The following is a 19,362-nucleotide window of genomic DNA, read 5'->3' on the forward strand; positions in this document are numbered from 1 at the left end:
CGTTGTCTCTACCACAGCGGGTAGTGAGCCGGGATACTGGGCCCTGGCGCGAAGCCGTAACTTCTCAGGGAGATGAATCATGCCTATTGCGACTCCAGAGGTCTACGCTGAGATGCTCGACCGGGCGAAGGCCGGCGGATTCGCCTACCCGGCGATCAACGTGACGTCCTCGCAGACGCTGAACGCCGCCCTGCGCGGCTTCGCCGAGGCCGAGAGCGACGGCATCGTGCAGGTATCCACCGGCGGTGCCGAGTTCCTCTCGGGGGCCACGGTCAAGGACATGGTCACGGGCGCGACGGCGCTGGCCGAGTACGCGAGGGTGGTGGCCGCCAAATATCCGGTCACGATCGCGCTGCACACCGACCACTGCCCGAAGGACAAGCTCGACGGCTTCATGCGGCCGTTGATCGACATCTCCCTGGAGCGGGTCGCCAAGGGCCTCGACCCGCTCTTCCAGTCGCACATGTGGGACGGCTCCGCCGTGCCGCTCGAGGAGAACCTGGAGATCGCCAAGGAGCTCATCGAGAAGTGCGCCAGGGCGCGGATCATCATGGAGATGGAGATCGGCGTGGTCGGCGGCGAGGAGGACGGCGTCGTCGGCGAGATCAACGAGAAGCTCTACACGACCGCCGAGGACGCGCTGGCCACGGCCGAGGCCGTGGGCATCGGCGACAAGGGCCGCTACATGCTGGCGGCCACGTTCGGCAACGTGCACGGCGTCTACAAGCCGGGTCACGTGAAGCTGCGGCCGAGCGTGCTGAAGGAGATCCAGGACGCGGTGGGCGCCAAGTACGGCAAGGACAAGCCGTTCGACCTGGTCTTCCACGGCGGCTCCGGCTCGCTGCTCGACGAGATCCACGAGGCCATCTCCTACGGCGTCGTCAAGATGAACGTCGACACCGACACGCAGTACGCCTTCACCCGCCCGATCGCGGAGCACATGTTCAAGAACTACGACGGCGTGCTCAAGGTGGACGGCGACGTGGGCAACAAGAAGACCTACGACCCGCGCTCCTACGGCAAGGCCGCGGAGGCCGGGATGGCCGCCCGCGTCGTGGAGGCATGCCAGAGCCTCAAGAGCGCTGGGACGAAGATCTCCTAGCCACTTCGGCGGCTCGGCGGGTATGACTTGTCCTATGGATAACCTTCTCGCCGGGCCGCCCCCGACTCACCTGCCGGACCTGCCCGAGGCCAGGGAGGCGCTCGAAGCCGGGGCCAAGGCCGCCGACGTGGCCGCCCGTTTCCCCGCCTACCCGACGGCGTGGGCCGTGCTCGCGGAGGAATACTTCGCCCAGGGGCACGCCGTGACCTCCTACGCCTTCGCCCGTACCGGCTACCACCGCGGGCTCGACCAGCTGCGGCGCAGCGGCTGGAAGGGGCACGGGCCCATCCCGTGGGAGCACGAGCCGAACCGGGGGTTCCTGCGCTGCCTCTACTCGCTGTCCAGGGCCGCCCAGGCGATCGGCGAGAAGGACGAGGCCGAGCGGTGCCTGCAGTTCCTCAAGGACAGCACGGAATCGGGCTACGACGCGCTGACCAAGGGCTAGCCCTTGGGACGAATAGGCACGTTCGGGTAGTCTCTCTACGCAAGAGCCCCTGTCGCGCTTGCGTCAGGGGTTTTCGTTTTGTGCTCGGGAGACTGAACCATGCCGGCTGCCGTTCTCGTTGGTGCCCAGTGGGGCGATGAGGGCAAGGGCAAGGCCACCGACCTGCTCGGTGGCGACGTCGACTACGTCGTCCGCTATCAGGGGGGCAACAACGCGGGACACACCGTGGTCATCGGTGATCAGAAATACGCGCTGCACCTGCTCCCCACGGGGATCCTGTCGCCGGAGGTGGTGCCGGTCATCGGCAACGGCGTGGTGATCGACCCGGGCGTGCTGCTCAGCGAGATCGACGGGCTGGCCGCGCGGGGCATCTCCGCCGAACGCCTGCTGATCTCGTCGAACGCGCACCTGATCATGCCGCACCACAAGGCCCTCGACAAGGTGACCGAACGCTACCTGGGCAAGGCCAGGATCGGCACCACGGGCCGCGGCATCGGGCCCGCGTACGGCGACAAGATCGCCCGTATGGGCGTGCGCGTGCAGGACCTGCTCGACCCCGGCATCCTGGCGAAGAAGATCGAGGTCGCGCTGACCGAGAAGAACCAGGTGCTGACCAAGGTCTACAACCGGCGCGGGATCGACCCCGCGGCGGTCCTGGACGAGTACCTGGCCTACGCCGAGCGCCTCAAGCCGCACATCGCCGACACCTCGCTGGTGCTGGCGAAGGCGCTGGACGAGGACAAGTTCGTGCTGCTTGAGGGCGGGCAGGGAACGCTGCTCGACATCGACCACGGCACCTACCCGTTCGTGACGTCGTCGTCGCCCACGGCGGGCGGCGCGTGCGCGGGGGCCGGCATCCCGCCGAACCGGCTCACGAAGATCATCGGGATCCTGAAGGCGTACACCACCCGTGTCGGTTCGGGCCCGTTCCCGACCGAGCTGACGGACGAGATGGGCGAGTGGCTGCGCCAGACCGGCGGCGAGTACGGCGTCACGACCGGCCGCAACCGGCGCTGCGGCTGGTTCGACGCGGTGATCGCCCGCTACGCCACCCGGATCAACGGCATCACCGACTACTTCCTGACCAAGCTCGACGTGCTGTCCGGCCTGGAGCGGATCCCGGTGTGCGTGGCCTACGAGGTCGACGGCGTGCGTCACGACGAGATCCCCATGACGCAGACCGACTTCCACCACGCCAAGCCGATCTACGAGGAGTTCCCCGGCTGGCAGGAGGACATCTCCAGCGCCAAGTCGTTCGAGGACCTGCCGCCGAACGCGCAGGCGTACGTGCGGACGCTGGAGGAGATGAGCGGGGCGCCGATCTCGGCCATCGGCGTCGGCCCGGGCCGCGACCAGACCATCGTGGTGCGCCCCCTGGTCTAGAGGCCACCGGTCAAGAGGTCAAGACGGCCGCCGTCATCGGGGTGTGCAGGGTCCAGCCCAGCGTCTCGTACAGGGCCTGGCCCTGGGCGGTGGCCACCAGGACGCCTGTGCGCGCCCCCATCGAGGCGGCCCCGGCCGCGATCGTCCTCATGACGACCGTGCCGAGGCCGCGGCGGCGGTGGTTGCCCGCCGTCTCGACCTGGTCCACGACCGCCGTCCGGCCCGCGACCGCGTACTGTCCCCGCGCCGCGACCTCGCCCGCCGCCGTGAGCAGCCGCACCGCCGTGACGCCCGACCGGGTGGTGACGGCCAGGGTGTAGCCGGACGGTGCCCCGGCGGTGGCCGCCGCGGCGGCTGACGTGTCGGCTGCTGGGGCGGCTGTCGTGGCGGCGCGGGTCAGGGGCGCGGTCATCATGAACTCCGGGTCCTGGACGGCCCAGCGCGGCGGCAGCAGCGGCGCGACGGCCTCGGGCGGCGCGCACAGCTTGAGCCAGGTGCCCGGGGTGGTGAGCGTGGCCGTCAGGTGCTGAAGGGTCTCGGGGGTGGGGGCGGCCACGACGTGGCGGGCCACGTGGCCGGGCAGGCCGACGTCCACGCGCAGGCCCCAGGGCTCGCGTACGGGGCTGGGAGCGTTGCGGGAGATGACCCATCCTTCGACCCATGCCCGAACTGTTGCGGAATGGGCCGTTTTGAGAACCTCCGTCATGGAGAACAGCCTATTGTCTGGCTGGAACCACACGACCGGGCGTAGCAGGATAAAAAGGACACGGCGTGGCACCGCCTAGACGTGCCTCCCGCCAGGTAGGGTCCCGGTTGTGCGCGTTGAGATTCATGGTCACCGAGGGGCTCGCGGCCTCTGGCCGGAGAACACCCTGCCGGGGATGAGCCGCACGATGGAGCTCGGCGTGCACGCGCTCGAGCTCGACGTCGCGCTCACCGCCGACCGCCGGCTCGTGCTCACGCACGATCTCACGGTCTCCGCCGTGACGAGCGCCGACAGGCGGCCGCTGCACGCCGGCGACCCGCTCTACCCGTATGTCGGCAAGCCGATCAACGCGCTGACCCTGGCGCAGCTGCGCACGCTCGACGTGGGCGTGCGGCTGCCTCGGCACCCAGACGACCCGTTCGCGCTGACACAGGTGCCCATGCCCGAGACCCGGATGCCGACGCTCGGCGCCGTGCTCGGACTGGTGAACGCCTACGAGGCGGAGGACGTCCGGCTGCACGTCGAGCTGAAGTCCGACCCGACGCGGCCGAAGCTCACGGCCGATCCCCGGCTCTTCACCGAGTTGGTCGTCGAGGAGCTCGACCGGCACGGCCGGCTCGGCAACGTGGCCATCCTCAGCTTCGACTGGCGCGTCATCACGCACGCCGCCGAGCTGGCCCCCGGCACGCGGCGCTTCGCGCTGATCGAGCTGGACACCCTGCACTGGAACGAGGGTGTGGACGACGACGTGCCCGCCGCGGCGCGCGACGCCGGTGCGACCACGCTCTCGCCCGAGCACGTCATGGTGGACGAGGCGCTGATGGCGCAGGCGGCGGCCGCCGGGCTCGACGTGGCGGTGTGGACCGTCAACGAGCCCGGGCTCGCGGCCAGGATGCTGGATCTGGGGGCGGCGGGGATCGTCACCGACTACCCCGACAGGATGCGGGAGCTGTGGCGGGAGCGGGGGCTGGACCTGCCCGAGCCGGTCGGCCCGCTCAGGCCCGTGGGGGTCTAGAGCCAGCCGTTGCGGCGGAAGCCACGATGCAGCAGGACACAGGCCGTGACCATGACGGCCAGCACCGCCGGATAGCCCCAGACCTGCTTGGTCTCCGGCATGAAGTCGAAGTTCATCCCGTAGATGCCGGCGATCATCGTGGGCACGGCCAGGATGGCCACCCAGGACGAGATCTTGCGCATGTCCTCGTTGGCCAGGGCGTTCGAGCGGGCCAGCGCAGCCTGCAGTATCGAGCTGCACAGCTCGTTGGAGGACTCGACCTGCTCGCACACGCGCGACAGGTGGTCGCCGACGTCACGGAAATACTCGCGCATCTCCGAGGGGATGACGCGGCGCTGGGGCAGCGCGGACAGCGGGGCCTGCAGCGGCATGATCCCCCGCTTCATCTCCAGCATCTCCCGCTTGAGCTGGTAGATCCGGTTGATGTCGCGGGAGCTGACGTCCGCGAACACCGTCGCCTCGACCTCTTCCAGCTCCAGCTGCATGAGGTCGGCCACCTGCAGGTACTGGTCGACCACGTGGTCGGAGATGGCGTGCAGGACACCCGCGGGGCCGCGGTTCATCAGCTTGGGCTTGTCCTCGAGGCGCTCGCGGACCACGGTGAGCGGGCAGTGCTCGCCGTGCCGCACGGTCACCACGAAGTCCACGCCGAGGAACACCATGATCTCGCCGGTGGCGGTGATCTCGCTGTTGGCGGTCAGCTCGTCGTGGTCGAGGTAGGCGATGGTCTTGAGCACCATGAACAGCGACTCGCCGTACCGCTCGACCTTGGGGCGCTGGTGGGCCTTGACGGCGTCCTCGACGGCCAGCGGGTGCAGGCCGAAGACCTCGGAGAGCCACTCCACCTCGGGGGCCGCCGGCTCGTGCAGGCCGACCCAGACGAAGGCGTTGGCGCCGTCGGAAGTCCTGTTGTGCTCGCGTACGAGGTCGAGCGCCTCGGTGATGCCCGACGCGGAGACCTTCTTGCCGAGGACGTAGGCGCCGAACTCGACTATGGAGTCCACGGGCGGCACGCAGACCTCACGCACCGGCTTCGGGAGCGAGTGCGCGACGCGCGGCTGCACAGGGTGACGGTTGATGCGACGGAAAAGCGTGGACGAGCGCATGGAAGTCCCTTTCCGCCCGACCTGGCACGCTCCACGCGCGACGAAAAGTCACCTCAATCAACATGCAAACGTGGAGGCACGATCAGGCTGCCGGATTGGAGTGGTCGGGGGTACGCAGGCCGTACGTGTGGAAGCACGTACTGCTGGGATCACCAGGATTCATCCCGGACCACCTCCAATCACAAGGGACGCCGCAAAGCCGCCCTAACTTACCACAGGCGGGTGAACCTTTCCGACCATACTCGTCCGGCGGCCTCGAGCTCAGGTAGAACTCCACAAAGTTTCCTGCCTGTTCCGGCATTTGGTGTCCTGGCCACCGGCGCCTGCGCCAGGCGGCGGGCCTGCGACAATGGAGCGCGTGCGCGTTCTAGTCATTGGTTCCGGAGGGCGTGAGCACGCCCTGTGCCGGTCACTCAGCCTCGATCCCCAGGTCAGCGAGCTCCACTGTGCGCCAGGCAACCCTGGCATAGAGGAGGTCGCGACCACCCACCCCGTCGACCCCCTCGACCCCGGCGAGGTGGCCGAGCTGGCCGAGCGCCTGCGGGTCGACCTCGTGGTGGTGGGTCCCGAGGCGCCCCTCGTGGCGGGGGTGAGCGACGCGGTGCGCGAGGCGGGCTTCGCCTGCTTCGGGCCGTCCCGCGACGCGGCCATGATCGAGGGGTCCAAGGCGTTCGCCAAGGAGATCATGCGCGCCGCCGACGTGCCGACCGCGCGGGCCAGGACGTGCGAGACCGAGGAGGAGGCCGCGGCGGCACTCGACGAGTTCGGAGCGCCCTACGTGGTCAAGGACGACGGGCTGGCCGCGGGTAAGGGCGTCGTCGTCACCGAGGACCGGGAGCAGGCGCTCGCGCACGCGCGGGCGTGCGATCGGGTGGTGATCGAGGAGTTCCTCGACGGGCCCGAGGTGTCGCTGTTCGCGCTGTGCGACGGGAGCACCGCCGTGCCGCTGCAATTGGCGCAGGACTTCAAGCGGGCCCACGACGGCGACGAGGGGCCCAACACCGGCGGCATGGGCTCCTACACGCCGCTCCCGTGGGCGCCCGAAGGGCTGACCGAGCAGGTCATGCGGGAGGTCGTGCACCCGACGATCGGTGAGCTGGCGCGGCGCGGGCTGCCGTACCAGGGGGTGCTCTACGTGGGGCTGGCCCTGACGACGAAGGGGCCGAAGGTCATCGAGTTCAACGCGCGGTTCGGCGACCCGGAGACGCAGGTGCTGCTCGACCGGCTGGAGACGCCGCTGGGCGGGCTGCTGATGGCCAGCGCGACCGGTGAGCTGGGGCTCGACCCGGTGTTCAAGGGCGGCTCGGCCGTGTGCGTGGTGATCGCCTCCGAGGGCTATCCGGAGTCGCCGGTCAAGGGCGACGTGATCACCGGGCTGCAGGAGACCGAGCACGCCTACGTGCTGCACGCCGGCACGAAGCGAGCCGGTGACGACGTGGTGTCCAGCGGCGGGCGGGTGCTCAGCGTGATCGGGCACGGGCCCGACCAGGAGAGCGCGCGCCGGGCGGCCTACGACCTCGCCGGCCGGATCGAGCTGCGCGGCTCCCACTACAGGACGGACATCGCCCCATGAAGCACGTTCACTCCGGCAAGGTCCGGGATCTGTACGAGACCGACGAGGGCCTGCTGCTCATGGTCGCCTCCGACCGGATCTCGGCCTTCGACTACGTCATGGAGCCTGACATCCCCGACAAGGGGGCCATCCTCACGCAGATGTCGCTGTGGTGGTTCGACCAGCTCAAGGACATCGTGCCCAACCACATCGTGGCGCGCGGCGACGACTCCCGCAGCGTGCTGTGCAAGCCGCTGCGGATGGTCCAGGTCGAGTGCGTGGCCAGGGGTTACCTGGCGGGCGGCGGGCTGAACGAATACCGCGCCGACGGCACGGTGTCCGGGGTCGCGCTGCCTCCGGGGCTGGAGGACGGGTCGCGGCTGCCCGAGCCGATCTTCACGCCGTCCTCCAAGGCGCCCGCGGGGCAGCACGACGAGCCGATCTCGTACGAGCAGGTCGTGGCCGAGGTCGGCGCGGAGACCGCGGCGGAGCTGCGGCGGATCACGCTGGCCGTCTACACGCGCGGCGCGGAGATCGCCCGCGAGCGGGGCATCATCCTGGCCGACACGAAAATCGAGCTGGGCTGGGACGCCGACGGCGTGCTGACGCTGGGGGACGAGGTGCTCACGCCCGACTCGTCGCGTTTCTGGCCGGCCGACGAATGGCAGCCGGGCCGTTCACAGACTTCTTTTGACAAGCAATTTGTACGCGATTGGTTGTTGTCGCCCGAATCCGGATGGGACAAATCCTCCGGAAACCCCCCACCTCGGCTTCCCGACGAGGTGGTCGAGCGCACCAGGCAGCGATACCTAGAAGCGTATGAGCGCGTCACGGGGGTTCCCTTTAGCGGATGATTCGGCTGGGTCATGTGGTGTGAGCGACTACTGTTGGCCCGATCGAGCCTCACCGTTGATTTCAAGGAGCCGCACGAATGGTCCGTTACCGCGTGCGCGGTGGCAACGCACTGCGTGGAACCGCGTTCATCCAGGGCGCGAAGAACGCCGTGCTGCCCATGATCGGTGCGGCTCTGCTCGCCCCGAAGGGCCGCACCGTCCTGCGCAACGTGCCGATCATCGAAGACGTCCGCCGCGCGGTCGAGCTGGCCGAGGCGATCGGGGCGTACGTCGAGCTGCACGAGTCCGAGCGCACGCTGGTCATCGACGCCTCCAGGGTGAACAGCCCCGTGCTGCCCGCCGAGATCGCCAGGCGGTTCCGCGGTTCGGTCCTGTTCACCCCCGCGCTGCTGCACCGCCTCGGCGAGGCGGTCGTGGAAGGGGTCGGCGGCTGCAACCTCGGCAGCCGCAACCTCGACTTCCACTACCTCGGCTACAAGCGGCTGGGCGCGATCGTGGACGAGGGCGAGACCGTCATCCACGTCAAGGCGTCCGGGCTGACCGGCGCCACGCTCTATCTCGACACCCCGTCCCACACCGGCACCGAGAACCTCATCATGGCCGCCGCCCTGGCCAAGGGCACCACCGTGATCGAGAACGCGGCGCTGGAGCCCGAGGTGCTCGACGTCATCGACATGCTCACCAAGATGGGCGCGCGCATCAGCGGCGGCGGCACCGGTTTCATCACCGTGGAAGGCGTCGAGGAGCTGCACGCGGTCGAGCACACGGTGATGCCCGACCGGCTCGACGCGGGCGTGTTCGCGATGGCGGCGGCGATCACCGGGGGCGAGGTCAGCCTCGTGGGCACCGGCCTCGACCTGGGCGTCGTCCGCTACAAGCTGGAGCAGATGGGCGTCGAGTTCCACCGCCAGGGCGCGGTGCTGCATGTGCGCTGCGAGGGCCCGCTGCGGCCGATCAACATCATCACCGACACCTATCCCGGGTTCGCCACCGACCTGCAGTCGCCGATGATGACCGTCGCGGCGCTCGCCGACGGCACCAGCTACATCCACGAGCGCATCTTCGACGGCCGGTTCGCGCTGGCCGGCGAGCTGAACAAGATGGGCGCGAACGTGGAGGTGGACGACAGCCGGGCGATCGTACGCGGCCGCACGCCGCTCACCGGCACCGAGGTGACGGCCCACGACCTTCGCTCGGGGATCGCGCTCGTGCTCGCCGGACTGGCGGCCGAAGGCGAGACCGTGATCGACTCGGGATACCTCATCGATCGCGGCCACGCGCATCTCGCCGCTCGAATGCGTGCGCTCGGCGCGGACATTACACGAGAGATTTCCGAGCGCTAAAAAACGCGAAGAATACCGCGTTGAGCTGCTAAGACATCTTGTCGGGCGGTCAACCAGAACGGCTTTCCGGAAAAGTCGGGCGTGACATTACGGCCCCCGCGAGCGATCGTTCCAAAAGAGAGCACTGCAACGGACGGCAGGATGGGACGAACATTGGTCGAGAGGGCCGAAGAAACTCCCCGAGTGTCACGCCCGGGCGCCATGACACCGGACCTCACCATCGGCGTGGTCGGACCCCACGACCTGGTCGAGCGAGTCATGCTGATGGGTCACGCCGCGGCACCGCTGCCGTGTCGCTTGGTGGCGGCCGCCTACCGCGATGAGCAGGAGGCGCCCGACAAGGTGACGAGGCTCGGTCCCGGTGTCGACGCATGCCTGTTCGCCAGCCCGGTTCCCTATGACCTGGCCAGGCGTTCCGGCGTGCTGACGATGCCCGCGACGTACGTGCAGCTCGGTGGAGCAGCACTGGTGGCGGCGCTGGCCAAGGCCGCGCTGGACACCCGCATGGATCCCCAGAAGGTCAGCATCGACGTGGTCAGCAGGGCCGATGTCGAGGAGGCGTACACCGACCTCGGCATCCCCGCCGCGGACGTGCACAGCCGCGACGAGCCGGGAGCCACCGGCACGATCGCGGCCTACCACGAACGCCTGGCCCGTCAGGGTGCGACCACGGGGGCTCTGACGTGCCTGCCCGCGGTGGCCGAACGCCTGCATGCCGCGGGCGTACCGGTCATCAGGATCAGGCCGACCTCGGGGGCGGTCCGTACGGCGCTGCACACAGCGGCGCTGCTCGGGGCGCACCACCGGCTGGAGGAGTCACAGCTCACCGTGGTGCTGGTGGAGGTGCCGACGCTGCGCGAACCCGTGCGCCGCGCCGCGCCCCGCTACTGGCGCGACGAGCTGCGGCTGTCGCTGCACCGGCTCCTGGTCCAGGAGGCGAACCGGATCAACGCCACCGTCTGGCCCATCGACGATCACAGCTACCTGGTGACGGCCACCAGGGGCTCGATCGCGGCGGCGACGGACGGGTTCAGGGTGTTGCCGTTCGCGGCCAGGATCAGGGACGAGCTGGGGCTGGCGGTCGAGGTCGGTGTGGGGATGGGACGCACGACGCACGACGCCGAGTCGCACGCCAGGGCCGCACTCGCCCGCACGCAGGCGGGCAAGCAGGCACAGGGATTCGCGGTGGACCGCGAGGGCCGGGCACTCATCCCGGCTCCGCGCATGCCGCCCACCGGGGCCACCGCCCTCAAGCCGAAGGGGGTGGAGGTGCTGGCCCGGCTGGCGGCCAAGCTCGAAGGAGGCGACACGGTCGTCGACGCGGAGGGCGCGGGCAAGATGCTCGGGGTCACACCGCGTACGGCCCGGCGGTTGCTGCGCACGTTGGTTGACGAGGGACTCGCGTGGCCGCTACCGCCGAACCGTACGCCTCAGCCCGGGCGACCACGGCAGCTCTACCGGCTGATCGTGGAGAAGCTCGGACCCCGCTGACCTGGCGGGGAAGGGACAGGCCCGCCGTGCTCGGCGCGGTGGGTCTGCCTCGGCGTGACGTTGGCATTGACCGAAGGTGTCAGCTTCGCGAACTTGAGCATTGACTCTTGTGAACTAATTGGTTGACCCGTGTAGATGGGGGTATGTTCACGGACGCCCCCGATCGATGGGATTCGGACGGGGGCACCAAATTTTCCGGCGCCAGCTCTCCGCCTGGGGTGCGTTGAGAGATGGCGTTCTTGATTGAACGGTTCCGTTGGGTTCCGGGCCGTTTCGAGCAGCCGGACCGCGTTCTTGGTACTGATCGATCGGGTTTCGGGCTGATTCGCGGGATATAGCGGGTCGTGTCCCCGTAGGAGAAGGGGGCTACGCGGGGCTGTAGGGGTGCAGGAAGCGTCTTTCGCGCAAGGGTGGAGCACCGGGTCAGCAGGCGCAGGCGATGCCGGATGTCGGAGCCGTGAGCGCGTCCACCTGGTGGCGGGTGACGCCCGACGCGGTCTCCACCGGGAACCCCTCCCTGGCCCAGTACTCGAAGCCGCCGATCATCTCCTTGACCCGGTAACCCAGCCTGGCGAACTCCAGGGCGGCCCGGGTGGCGCCGTTGCAGCCGGGACCCCAGCAGTACGTGACGACCATGGCGTCCGCGGGAACCGTCGTGGCGGCCCTGGCCGCGATCTCGGCCGTCGGGAGGTGTACTGCGCCCTGGACGTGGCCCTGGTCCCAGCTCTCCCGGCTGCGCGAGTCGACGACGACCAGGCCCGGGGTGGCGGCGGCCAGGTCGGCGGCCACGTCGGAGACGTCGGTCTCAAAAGACAGGCGGGCGGCGAAGTGCGCGACGGCGGCGGCGGGGTCAGCGGCCGGGGCCGACATGACGGCGGATGAGTGTGACATATCAGGCGTCTCCTTGAACGTCGGGATGACCGTGGGGATGCCGAGCATCCTGCCAAGCGCGCCCGGGGACCCGACAGCGGCGTGAAAGCCGCCTATCGATAATATCCCGCCATATCTCGAAGTCTGATACCCGCAGGCTTTTGTCGGAGTCGCCCGGTAGGGTCATGAGCCATGAGTGCAAACGCTACTGACAATCGTTCCCCCTTGTTGGTCTGGGGCGCTCTGGCGATCGTCTATGTGGTGTGGGGCTCGACGTACCTCGGCATCAGGATCGCCATCGAGACCATGCCGCCGCTGCTGCACGGCGCCTTCCGGTTCGTCACGGCCGCCCTGCTGCTCGCCGGTTTCCTGCTGATCAGGAAGGGGACGGCGGCGTTCCGGATGTCGCCGCGCCAGTTCGGTGGCGCCGCGCTCGTCGGGCTGCTGTTGCTGACCGGCGGGAACGGCATGGTCGCCGTGGCCGAGCAGCACATCTCCAGCGGCCTGGCCGCGCTGCTCGTGGCGTCGGTGCCGCTGTGGCTGGTGATCTTCAGGATCGCCGTCAGGGACCGGCCCGCCGTGCTGACGCTGGCCGGGGTGCTGGTCGGGTTCGGCGGTGTGGCGGCTTTGTCGCTGAACGGCGGGGGCGAGAGCGCCGGCACGACCGGCATCGTGGTGATCCTGGTGGCCTCGCTGTCGTGGTCGATCGGCTCGTTCCTGTCGGCGCGGATCCCGATGCCGCCCAACGTGTGGGCGGCCAGCACCGTCGAGATGCTGGTCGGCGGGGCCGGGCTGGCCCTGGTCGGCACCACGATCGGGGAGCGGGTCGACCTGGCCGCCATCTCGGGGCGGTCGTGGGCGGCGCTGGCGTACCTGGTGCTGGTGGGCTCGCTGGTCGGGTTCACCGCGTACACGTGGTTGCTGGGCAACGCGCCGATCTCGCTGGTGTCGACGTACGCGTACGTCAACCCGGTCGTGGCCGTGCTGCTCGGCGTGCTCGTGGTGAACGAGCACGTCACGGTGCAGATCATCCTCGGCGGGCTGGTGATCCTGGTCGGCGTCGCCCTGGTGGTGTCCACCGAGCGACGCGCGAAGTCCAGGGCTCCCGTCCCTGAAGAGGTCACGGTCTCCTAGCCCCGCTCCCCTCCCACCGCACTTCGGTGCGGTCCTTCGAGGAGGGACGCGGCGGGGAACGGGTCTAGTGAGGGAACTCCTTGGCGGCGGCCAGGAAGGCGTCGTTGGCCTCGGGTGAGCCGATCGACACGCGCACACCCTCCGGCGAGAACGGCCGCACGGCCACGCCCTCCACCGCGCAGGCGGCGGCGAAGTCGAGGGTGCGCTCACCGAGCCTGAGCCAGACGAAGTTCGCCTCGGTCGGCGGCACCGTCCAGCCCTGGGCGATGAGCGCCTCGCGGACGCGGGTGCGCTCCTTGACCACCCGCTCGACCCGCTCCAGCAGCTCGTCCTCGGCCTTCAGCGAGGCGATGGCCGCGACCTGGGCGAGGTGGTTGACCGCGAACGGGATGATCGTCTTGCGGACGGCGGTCGCCACCGGCTCGGGCGCGATCAGGTAGCCGACGCGCAGGCCCGCCAGCCCGTACGCCTTGGAGAAGGTGCGCAGGACGCAGACGTTGGGCCGGTCGCGGTAGAGGGTGAGGCCGTCGGGGACGTCCTCGTCGCGCACGTATTCGCGGTAGGCCTCGTCCAGCACCACCAGCACGTCCTCGGGCACCCGCGCCAGGAACGCCTCCAGCGCCCCCCGCCGGACGGCGGTGCTCGTGGGGTTGTTCGGGTTGCACACGAACACCATGCGGGTGCGATCGGTGATCGCGTCGGCCATGGCGTCCAGGTCGTGGTCCTCGCCCGCCAGGGGCACCATGACCGACTTCACACCGGCCAGGTCGGCGAGCAGCGGGTAGGCCTCGAAGGACCGCCAGGCGTAGACGACCTCGGCCCCCGGCTCCCCCACCGCCTCGAACAGCTGCTGCGCCACCGTGACCGACCCGGCCCCGAGCGCGACGTGCTCGGCCGGCACGCCGAAGCGCCCCGCGATGGCCTCGGTGAGCTGGACGGCGCCGGGGTCGGGATAGCGGTTGATCTGCCGCGCGCCCTCGGCGATGGCCTCGACCACGGAGGGCAGCGGGTCGTACGGGGATTCGTTGGACGACAGCTTGTACGACCGCCCGTCGGGGCCGGCGACCGCCTTGCCCGGCTTGTAGGCAGCCATGGTGTCCAGGATCTGGCGGAAACAAGGCATGCCATCACCTTAGAAGGCGCGGCGGGGTGAAGCATCACCCGGGAGCCCGCGTGGAGCTCACTTCCAGAACGCGACCTCGGGGAAGGCGGCGGAGGGCCCGTCCAGCAGCGGCTGGGCGCGGTCGCGCAGGTGCCGGTCCATGAAGGCGGCCACGTACGCACGGGTGATCTCCAGGTCCCTGGCCGACTGGTCGGTGAGCAGCGGGTAGTCCGTGAAGGAGGCGTGGTCACCGCCCTCCAGCGTGAGCCAGCGCTTCCAGTCCGTCATGCGCGCCCAGTCGCGGCCCCAGGTGAAGTCCTGGCCGCCCGGCTCGTGCACCTTGCCCGCGCCCATCACCATGAACGGCCGCGCCAGCCCCTGCTCGGGGACGGGCACGAAGAAGGTGCCGTCCATGTTGACGCCGGCCCGCACGCGCGAATCCTTCAGCATCGTCCACGACGTGCCGGCACCGCCGAGCGAGTGACCGGCCATGCCGACGCGCGAGCGGTCGATGAGCCTGGCACCCTGCCATACCGGGTGCCTCCCGAGCAACCGGTCGAGCACGAACGACACGTCCGCCTGCCGCCCCTTGACCGCCTTGGCGCCGAACGCCCACGGGTCGGCCTCCTGCTCCGCGCAGGCCGCGCAACCGGCCAGCCGGTCGCCGGGCAGGCTCGTCCCGTACGACTCGTGGACGTGGTCGATGCCGGCGGCCACGTAACCCCGGCTGGCCAGCTCCTCGGCGAGGCCGGTCAATGACGAGCGCGACATCGTGAACCCGGGTGAGAGCACGACCAGCGGCAGCGAGCCCTTGCGCCCGGCCGGACGGGCCCCGGTGACGGCGTGTGTCCTGGTGCCGCTGACCGCCTCCGCCGGGACGCCGGTCACGTTCTGGCCTTCCAGCAGGGCCGCGGCCTCCTCGCGGGTCATGTACGGAGCGGCCGGGCCGGTCCCCTTCCTCGCCGGGTACCACAGCGAGACCATGAGCTCCCTGGCCTTCGCCGCGGGCACCCAGGGGTCGGGGCGGTCGCGATCCACCAGGTGCAGGCTGACCGTACCCACGGGCCGGGAACCGGTCGGCGCGGGGAGCGCCAGGGCCTGGCCGGGAGCGGGTTCGGTGTGTGCCTGGGCCGGCGCGGTCGTGAGGAGGGCGAGCAGGCCGGCGACGCCGACGGCGTACATGATCTTGAATTTCATGCCGCCCATGCTCCCGGCACCCGCCCGGGTCCCGCCTCGGTCGAACGTCCAGCGTTCGTGTGCGACTTTCGGACAACCGGGTCCGCCTGGGGTCGCAATGACATGATCAGCTACGTGAGCACTGAGGTTTGGGACCCCTTCGGCACGCTTCGCCGGGTGTTGTGGATCGGTGGCGGGCAGTGGGCCGGGAAGTCCACCGTCGCCCGGCTGCTGGCCGTACGGTACGGGCTGACCGCCTACCACTACGACTACCACGACGCCCGCGGCCACAACGACCGCCGGATCGCCCGTCGCGTCGAGCTCGGCCGGCCACCCGAAGGCCCGGACCTCGAACAGGTCTGGGTGGACACCACTCCGGCGGACATGGCCGAGGAGACGCTGGCCGGCTTCCCCGTCCGGTTCGAATGGGCCCTGGACGATCTGCGCGCCCTGGTCTCCGGGCGGCCCGTCATCGCCGAGGGCTGGGGGCTGCGCCCCGAGCTGGTGGCCCCGATCGCCGGCTCGCTCGGGCAGATGGTCGTCATGGTGCCCGCCCCGGCCTTCCGCGACCGCCAGCTCCGCGAGCTCTCCCGGACCGCCTTCGGCCATGAGGTCAGCGACCCGGCCCGGGCCCAGCGCAACCGGCTGGAGCGGGACCGTCTCGTCGCCGAGGACGCCGTCCGCTCCGCCCGCCGCCTGGGCATCCGGGTGATCGAGGTCGACGGCTCCCAGGACGCCGGCGCCGTGGCCGACCTCGTGGCCGACCACTTCAGGCCCTACCTGCCCCCGCCGGAGGTCCACGACGGCATGTCATGATCCCTCCGTGGAACGGACGTGGACGCGTGTCCGCCTACCTGCGCGGGCAGAGCGTCCGCCGAGCGCGCGGGACGGCCCGCGCCGGAGGTCGTACGGCTGCCCGGCTCCGATCACACGCCGGTCCTCCGCGTGGGGGGCACCAGCCGCGTCCACCCGCTCTACGAGGAGACGCCGGTCGACTGGCGGACCCGGCCCGGGCTCCTCTCTCACCGTGGCTAGGGTGGTGCGGTGACAACTCAGGTGATCGTGCTGAATGGCGGGTCGAGCTCGGGCAAGTCGGGAATCCTGCGCTGCCTGCAGGCCGTCCTGCCGGACCCGTGGCTGGCCGCCGCGATCGACGCGTTCGTCGACTCGTTGCCCGCGTCCATGCGGAACTCGGACGGTGGGATCGAGTTCGCCCCGGACGGTGGGGTGAACGTCGGTCCGGAGTTCCGGACGCTGCAGAAGGCGTGGATGGAGGGCACGGCCGCGATGGTCCGAGCGGGCGCCCGGGTGATCATCGATGACGTCTTCCTCGGTGGAGCGCACTCCCAGGAGGGGTGGCAGAAGGTGCTCGCCGGGCTGGACGTGCTGTGGGTCGGCGTCCGGTGCGACGGGGCGGTGGCGGCGGGCCGCGAGATCGCCCGGGGCGACCGGGTCGCCGGGATGGCCGAGTCGCAGGCCGAGCTGGTGCACCGGGGCGTGTTCTACGACGTGGAGGTGGACACCACGCGCACCGAGTCCTTGGAGTGCGCGCGGATCATCGCCGGCCGGGTCACTCCTTGAGGCTGCGGAGCATGGGCGGGTGGAGCAGCTCGGCCGGGCCCCGGCAGTAGAGCTTGGCCGGGCGCCCGCCGTCCCTCGTCGTCGTGCCGCCGGTCTCCAGCAGGAAGCCCTCGGCCTTGGTGACCTTCCGGTGGAAGTTGCGCGGGTCCAGCGGCCGGCCCCACACGATCTCGTAGACCCGGCGCAGATCGGCCACGGTGAACTCCGGGGGGCAGAAGGCCGCGCCGAGCGAGGTGTATTCCAGCTTCGCCCTCGCCCGCTCGATCCCGTCCAGCATGATGCGCCGGTGGTCGAAGGCCATGGCGGCGAGCGCGCCGATCGGCTGCCAGCTCATGTGGGCCTTCTCCGAGGCCGGCAGGTCGGGGGCGAGGCCGAGGTAGGCGACGCTGAGCACGCGCTGCCTGGGGTCGCGGTCGGGGTAGCCGTACGTCTGGAGCTGCTCCAGGTGCACCGGCGCACCAGGGAGACCGGCCCGCTCGCCGAGGATGCGGTGGGCGGCGGCCGGGAGGTCCTCGTCGAGCTGGATGAACCCGCCGGGCAGCGACCAGCGGCGCAGGAACGGCGGGTTGTCGCGACGCCAGACGAGGGCGCACAACGCCTGGTTGCGTACGGTGAGCACGACCAGGTCGACACTGACCGGGACGCTCGGGACCATGGAGGGCACGTTACACGCAGTCGTACGCGCCCAGCGAACCTACGTGACGATGCGTACGTGGAGCGGCTCCGTCGTCGCCTTCCCCGAAGGCACCTTGACGCCGATCCTGACCCATTCCCCCGCCGGCACCAGGCTCCAGTCGAACGGCACCCACGCCGTCGCCATCCCCTCCGGCAGCTCCTCCTCGATCGGAGCCTCGTCCAGCGTCCCCACGGCCGACACCACCATCTCCTTGGTGCCCCCCGACCACTGGACGGTCACGGTGCCGTCCTTCAGGTTGTAGCCGCGCACCTCCAGCCCGTCCTGGACGTCGCGCGGCCGCCGGATCGCGTCCACCGCGATCGGCCGTTGCCAGTCCTGAGATATCTCCGTTTCGAGCGACGGCTGTCCACATGTCATGAAGTCGCTCCACATGTAGGAGACGATCTTCTGAACGTAACGGCCGGCCATCGTCACCGCCTGGTCCAGGCGCTCCTTGTCCGTCTTGCCGCGCGTGCCCTGTGGCGCGCAGGGCTCCTTGCCCGACGGCTCGAACGCCTCCACGTTCGCCCAGAGCTGCACCTGATGGCCGGATTCGAGCATCTCCTGCCGGGCCGCCGCCATCTCGCGGTAGTAGTCGCGCGTGGACCCGTGGTACGCCGTGTCGTACGTCGACTCGCCCACCACCGGCCGCAGCCGCTCGTCCACCTCGCTCTCACGCTCGTCCGGCCAGAACAGGCCGACCTTGCCCGTCCCCCGGCTGTCCTGCGGCGCGATGATCCCCACCCCGGTCTTCACCAGGGCCTTGAACCCCTCCGCCACCTGCTTCGGCGTCTGCCCGAACGCCACCCGCTTGCGCGCGTCGAGGTACGGGCTGATCAGGATGGGCTTGCCGGGCAACTCCTGCTCGACGATCGTGTGCTGGTCGGCGTACACCTCCAGCGTCGGGTTCGTGGCCAGCGTGGCGGCCATCTGGACCTCGAACGGCTGGTAGACGCCGCCGAGCGACTCCCGTTCGGCGAAGCGCACGCCGTAGTCCTGCAGGATGCGCCGCGTCAGCGTGGTCAGCGTGCCGAGGTGGCGCCGCTCGGCCCTGATCGGGGTCTTGGAGTCACGCGGGGCCAGCGGCAGCGCCGGGAAGACCCGCATGCCGAACTGGTCGCCCAGGTCGAGCAGCTCGCTCAGGCTGTCCTTGTCCGAGCCGGCCACCAGGATCATGTCGTACGACGTGGCCTTCCTGGTGAAGTCGCAGGTGGCGTCGTCGGAGCCGTCGGCCTGGGTGATGAGCCGGTAGTAGATCCGGTTGCCGGCCTCGATGGGGTGCTCCATCTCGGGGCACCGGAACAGGTTCGGGCCGAACGACTCGTCGGTCCGGTAGACGTACGTGCGGCCGATCCGGTTGCCGGGATGGGCCGCGCGCAGGTCCCGCTCGGCGGCGTCGTGGCAGGTGAGGCCGTCCTCCTCGCACGCCTTGTAGAGCGGGTCAAGGGTGCCGTCCTTGCCCAGGATCTCCCCGTCCTCGGAGACGGTGCGGAACTGCAGGCCGTAGCCGATCCTGATGATCGTGTCGCCGCCGACGCGGTGGATCTCCTGGAGCTGCTTGCGCCAGGTGCAGGGGTTCGACTTGGGGGTGATCCAGTAGCCGGTGACCGCGTAGGGGGCCGCCTCGCCGGTGTCGAACGTTCCACAGGGATCGGTGAACTCGCTGACCTTCGGCGTCGGCTCCGTGCTCGACGGCTTCGGCACGGGTGACTTGACGGCCACCGGGTCGGAGTCGCCGGACGGCAGCACGATGATCACCGTCGCGGCTATGGCCAGGATGGCTGCGCCCACGACCAGAAAGAGCCAGCGCACGTTCAGGAACCTAC

Annotated in this window: 18 protein-coding genes; 11 read left to right on the top strand and 7 right to left on the bottom strand. The window is 70.0% G+C overall.

The window, feature by feature from the left end; genetic code table 11:
- Positions 1-79: 79 nt before the first annotated feature.
- The 3 genes from fbaA (at position 80) to AB0J69_RS00015 (ending at position 2,930) form a co-directional block, all read left to right on the top strand.
- Positions 80-1,102: a class II fructose-bisphosphate aldolase gene (gene fbaA / locus AB0J69_RS00005; RefSeq protein WP_364111086.1), complete on the top strand. Its 1,023-nt coding sequence runs from the start codon at positions 80-82 to the stop codon at positions 1,100-1,102.
- Between the two features lie 34 nt (positions 1,103-1,136).
- Positions 1,137-1,547: a DUF3151 domain-containing protein gene (locus tag AB0J69_RS00010; RefSeq protein ID WP_364111088.1), complete on the top strand. Its 411-nt coding sequence runs from the start codon at positions 1,137-1,139 to the stop codon at positions 1,545-1,547.
- Between the two features lie 99 nt (positions 1,548-1,646).
- Positions 1,647-2,930, top strand: a complete 1,284-nt coding sequence (locus tag AB0J69_RS00015) for an adenylosuccinate synthase (protein WP_364111090.1) — start codon at positions 1,647-1,649, stop codon at positions 2,928-2,930.
- Between the two features lie 10 nt (positions 2,931-2,940).
- Here the strand turns inward: AB0J69_RS00015 and AB0J69_RS00020 are convergent, their stop codons facing one another.
- Entirely contained in the window at positions 2,941-3,636 is a 696-nt protein-coding gene (locus tag AB0J69_RS00020; RefSeq protein WP_364111092.1) for a GNAT family N-acetyltransferase, read from the bottom strand.
- 109 nt (positions 3,637-3,745) lie between these two features.
- On the opposite strand from AB0J69_RS00020, the gene AB0J69_RS00025 reads away from it, so the two are divergent.
- Entirely contained in the window at positions 3,746-4,651 is a 906-nt protein-coding gene (locus AB0J69_RS00025; protein WP_364111094.1) for a glycerophosphodiester phosphodiesterase family protein, read from the top strand.
- Here the strand turns inward: AB0J69_RS00025 and corA are convergent.
- Complete coding sequence (gene corA, locus AB0J69_RS00030) at positions 4,648-5,715, bottom strand: magnesium/cobalt transporter CorA (RefSeq protein ID WP_364111096.1); 1,068 nt, start codon at positions 5,713-5,715, stop codon at positions 4,648-4,650. The genes AB0J69_RS00025 and corA overlap by 4 nt on opposite strands.
- 400 nt (positions 5,716-6,115) lie before the next feature.
- On the opposite strand from corA, the gene purD reads away from it, so the two are divergent.
- The 4 genes from purD to AB0J69_RS00050 all read left to right on the top strand — a co-directional run bounded on the left by purD (position 6,116) and on the right by AB0J69_RS00050 (position 10,997).
- Entirely contained in the window at positions 6,116-7,330 is a 1,215-nt protein-coding gene (gene purD / locus AB0J69_RS00035) for a phosphoribosylamine--glycine ligase (protein ID WP_364111098.1), read from the top strand.
- The gene (locus AB0J69_RS00040; protein ID WP_364111100.1) at positions 7,327-8,163 is read left to right on the top strand and encodes a phosphoribosylaminoimidazolesuccinocarboxamide synthase; all 837 of its coding nucleotides are present in this window, start codon (positions 7,327-7,329) and stop codon (positions 8,161-8,163) included. The genes purD and AB0J69_RS00040 overlap by 4 nt, the downstream gene beginning before the upstream one ends.
- A 77-nt stretch (positions 8,164-8,240) precedes the next feature.
- Complete coding sequence (gene murA / locus AB0J69_RS00045; protein ID WP_364111102.1) at positions 8,241-9,506, top strand: UDP-N-acetylglucosamine 1-carboxyvinyltransferase; 1,266 nt, start codon at positions 8,241-8,243, stop codon at positions 9,504-9,506.
- Positions 9,507-9,707: 201 nt separating this feature from the next.
- On the top strand, positions 9,708-10,997 hold the full coding sequence (locus AB0J69_RS00050; RefSeq protein WP_364111104.1) for a GTP cyclohydrolase IIa: 1,290 nt from the start codon (positions 9,708-9,710) through the stop codon (positions 10,995-10,997).
- A 423-nt stretch (positions 10,998-11,420) separates the two neighbouring features.
- Here AB0J69_RS00050 and AB0J69_RS00055 read toward each other — a convergent pair whose 3' ends face one another.
- Entirely contained in the window at positions 11,421-11,888 is a 468-nt protein-coding gene (locus tag AB0J69_RS00055) for a rhodanese-like domain-containing protein (RefSeq protein WP_364111106.1), read from the bottom strand.
- 204 nt (positions 11,889-12,092) lie between these two features.
- Between AB0J69_RS00055 and AB0J69_RS00060 the strand changes: the two genes are divergently transcribed.
- Positions 12,093-13,001 (top strand): EamA family transporter, encoded by a 909-nt coding sequence (locus AB0J69_RS00060; protein WP_364111108.1) that lies wholly within the window; start codon positions 12,093-12,095, stop codon positions 12,999-13,001.
- Between the two features lie 64 nt (positions 13,002-13,065).
- On the opposite strand, the gene hisC is transcribed toward AB0J69_RS00060, so the two are convergent.
- Together hisC and AB0J69_RS00070 are read right to left on the bottom strand one after the other, a co-directional pair.
- Entirely contained in the window at positions 13,066-14,124 is a 1,059-nt protein-coding gene (gene hisC, locus AB0J69_RS00065) for a histidinol-phosphate transaminase (protein ID WP_364111110.1), read from the bottom strand.
- 57 nt (positions 14,125-14,181) lie between these two features.
- The gene (locus tag AB0J69_RS00070; protein ID WP_364111112.1) at positions 14,182-15,300 is read right to left on the bottom strand and encodes an alpha/beta hydrolase; all 1,119 of its coding nucleotides are present in this window, start codon (positions 15,298-15,300) and stop codon (positions 14,182-14,184) included.
- Between the two features lie 114 nt (positions 15,301-15,414).
- On the opposite strand from AB0J69_RS00070, the gene AB0J69_RS00075 reads away from it, so the two are divergent.
- On the top strand, positions 15,415-16,095 hold the full coding sequence (locus tag AB0J69_RS00075) for a hypothetical protein (protein WP_364111114.1): 681 nt from the start codon (positions 15,415-15,417) through the stop codon (positions 16,093-16,095).
- A gap of 228 nt (positions 16,096-16,323) precedes the next feature.
- A complete protein-coding gene (gene cpt, locus AB0J69_RS00080) occupies positions 16,324-16,860 on the top strand; it encodes a chloramphenicol phosphotransferase CPT (protein ID WP_364111116.1) in 537 nt (178 codons plus the stop codon).
- Here the strand turns inward: cpt and AB0J69_RS00085 are convergent.
- Positions 16,850-17,515 carry an NUDIX domain-containing protein gene (locus tag AB0J69_RS00085; RefSeq protein ID WP_364111118.1) on the bottom strand — a complete coding sequence of 222 codons (666 nt, stop codon included), beginning with the start codon at positions 17,513-17,515 and terminating at the stop codon, positions 16,850-16,852. The genes cpt and AB0J69_RS00085 overlap by 11 nt on opposite strands.
- A gap of 39 nt (positions 17,516-17,554) precedes the next feature.
- Positions 17,555-19,348, bottom strand: a complete 1,794-nt coding sequence (locus AB0J69_RS00090; RefSeq protein WP_364111120.1) for a DUF4434 domain-containing protein — start codon at positions 19,346-19,348, stop codon at positions 17,555-17,557.
- Positions 19,349-19,362 lie beyond the last annotated feature (14 nt).

Origin of the sequence: Nonomuraea sp. NPDC049709, assembly GCF_040674815.1 — a bacterium.
Classification (GTDB): domain Bacteria; phylum Actinomycetota; class Actinomycetes; order Streptosporangiales; family Streptosporangiaceae; genus Nonomuraea.

Excerpts from the sequence above, each read along its gene's own strand:
- AB0J69_RS00020 (WP_364111092.1), bottom strand. The coding sequence starts at position 3,636 with ATGACGGAGGTTCTCAAAACGGCCCATTCCGCAACAGTTCGGGCATGG.
- AB0J69_RS00010 (WP_364111088.1), top strand. The coding sequence starts at position 1,137 with ATGGATAACCTTCTCGCCGGGCCGCCCCCGACTCACCTGCCGGACCTG.
- AB0J69_RS00040 (WP_364111100.1), top strand. The coding sequence starts at position 7,327 with ATGAAGCACGTTCACTCCGGCAAGGTCCGGGATCTGTACGAGACCGAC.
- fbaA (WP_364111086.1), top strand. The coding sequence starts at position 80 with ATGCCTATTGCGACTCCAGAGGTCTACGCTGAGATGCTCGACCGGGCG.
- AB0J69_RS00050 (WP_364111104.1), top strand. The coding sequence starts at position 9,708 with ATGACACCGGACCTCACCATCGGCGTGGTCGGACCCCACGACCTGGTC.
- hisC (WP_364111110.1), bottom strand. The coding sequence starts at position 14,124 with ATGCCTTGTTTCCGCCAGATCCTGGACACCATGGCTGCCTACAAGCCG.
- murA (WP_364111102.1), top strand. The coding sequence starts at position 8,241 with ATGGTCCGTTACCGCGTGCGCGGTGGCAACGCACTGCGTGGAACCGCG.
- AB0J69_RS00055 (WP_364111106.1), bottom strand. The coding sequence starts at position 11,888 with ATGTCACACTCATCCGCCGTCATGTCGGCCCCGGCCGCTGACCCCGCC.
- AB0J69_RS00015 (WP_364111090.1), top strand. The coding sequence starts at position 1,647 with ATGCCGGCTGCCGTTCTCGTTGGTGCCCAGTGGGGCGATGAGGGCAAG.
- AB0J69_RS00085 (WP_364111118.1), bottom strand. The coding sequence starts at position 17,515 with ATGGTCCCGAGCGTCCCGGTCAGTGTCGACCTGGTCGTGCTCACCGTA.
- AB0J69_RS00070 (WP_364111112.1), bottom strand. The coding sequence starts at position 15,300 with ATGAAATTCAAGATCATGTACGCCGTCGGCGTCGCCGGCCTGCTCGCC.